Annotated in this window: 1 protein-coding gene and 1 pseudogene; both read right to left on the bottom strand. The window is 51.3% G+C overall.

The window, feature by feature from the left end; all coding sequences use genetic code 11:
- Positions 1-846, bottom strand: a pseudogene (locus ACTHUM_RS12750) (polyamine aminopropyltransferase); the annotation flags it as partial.
- A 127-nt stretch (positions 847-973) separates the two neighbouring features.
- On the bottom strand, positions 974-1,863 hold an 890-nt coding region (locus ACTHUM_RS12745), incomplete at its 5' end, for a porin (RefSeq protein ID WP_440403028.1).

Below are 1,863 nucleotides of genomic sequence, written 5' to 3'. Positions count from 1 at the left end.
ATTCGGCACCATCTGCATGGCAGGCAGAACGAGTGCTTCGTGGTAACGGGCTTCATCGCGTGAGGAGAATTGCAGGTTGCCGTTGATATAGAGGCGGGTGTCGTCTTTCCAGCGGGTAACAACCAGCCTTTGGTAGGGCGAGTGGCTTTGATAAACGACGGGATCGCCGAAATAGCTTTGTTCGGCTTTGAAGGAAATGCGGTCTGCGTAGGCGAAGGTGATGGCGAGGATGGACAAGACAATCAGCGCACGCAGGTGGATGGCGCGGTAGCGTGGCAGTTCGGCTTTAAACACGCGCGCGGTCAGATAGGCGACGGCGGCGTTGAGGATGCCGAACAATAAGGCGGAACGCGCCATGCCGAGTTTGGGAGCGAGCAGGAGCGGAAATAATAAGGAGACGGCGAGTGCGCCCAAGTAGTCGAAGGTCAGGACTTTGGAAACGAGTTCTTTAAACTCCGCGCCTTTTTGGTTTAACACGCGCATAACCAACGGGATTTCCATGCCGACAACCGCGCCGACAATCAGCACGAAGGCATAGAGCAGGGTACGGAACGGTGCGGCGGATAAACCGAAGGCCACAAATAATGCCAGCGCAGAAATGCCGCCGATGATGCCGACCAAAAGTTCGATTTCGATAAAGCGGTGCAATACGTCTTTATCTTTGATGTATTGGGTCAGGTGCGCACCTATGCCCATTGAAAACAGATAAAGCCCGATGACGGAGGAAAACTGCAAAATACTATCGCCCAAAAGATAGCTTGCGAGCGCGGCGATGATGAGCTCGTAAGCAAGGCCGCAACTGGCGACGATAAAAACGGAGATGATGAGGGTGCGGTGGGCGTTCATGATGACGTTTTTGTTGCTTGAGTGTGGGCAATGTAATGATTTTTAGGGTGGGCTGCAAGTTTATTTATAGGATGTAGAAAAGGCCGTCTGAACAAATTGTTTCAGACGGCCTTTAATCTGTCAGGCATTAATAGCGGTGTTTGAATACCATGCCCACTGCGTAAGAAGATTTTTTCGGCAAATCTTCTTCGTATTTCGGATTGACGTTTTCTTTCAACCAGCCGGCGCCGAGTGTGGCGGTCGTCCGTTTGGAGAAGCTGTAATCGGTGCTGACGGCGACGTGTTTGTAGTCTTCGCCGACAGAGCTTTTACCGTAGGCAAAGCCGATTTGAGGTTTGAAATTGCCTACTTTGTATGAGCCGGACACCATAAATTCTTTGGTATTGTTGATTTCTTTGTCGTAAGAACCGGCTACGTTGCCTGCCGCATCTTTCCATACGCCCCAGCAGCTGAAGCCGTCGCAAGTGTTTTTGGCGTATTGGAACGCGGCATCGACGGAGATTTTGTCTTTGCTGTATCCGGCCATGAATGCATGGGCTTGGAAGTCTTTGGTTTCGGTTGGAGAGTCGTTGGGTGCGTATTCGGCAGCGTAGTGGGCTTTAAAGCCGTTGCTTGGGTGGTAGTAGTCTACACCCCAGCCGAAGACCCAGTCGCCGTCACGTTTTTTATCCGGACTCCAGTCGTTGTTGTTACGTGCTGCATTGGAACCTGGGGAAACGTTGAATTTGAATTGGAAACCGTTTTTCCAAGGAGACTCATAAGCCATGGAAACGCGGCGTTGGCCGAAGCGGGAAATTTTGCCGAATTCCAAAATCGAGCTGTTGGTGTCGAACGGGTTCAGATAAATGCTGTTCATGGGCGTACTGATGTAACCCATTTTGACGGTGCCAAGGTTTTTGTAGCTGTTGAGCGCGACGTATGAGTCGGCAGTACCCCAGCCGCCCCAGCGGTCGGAATCGAAGTAAATAAAGGAGCCAAGTTGCCATTTCAGCCATAAGTCGTTGTTGAGTCGTACTT

This window comes from Neisseria sp. P0021.S006, assembly GCF_051956895.1.
Note: the sequence above shows the minus strand (reverse complement) of the source record. Positions and strands in the feature narration are given on the sequence as shown.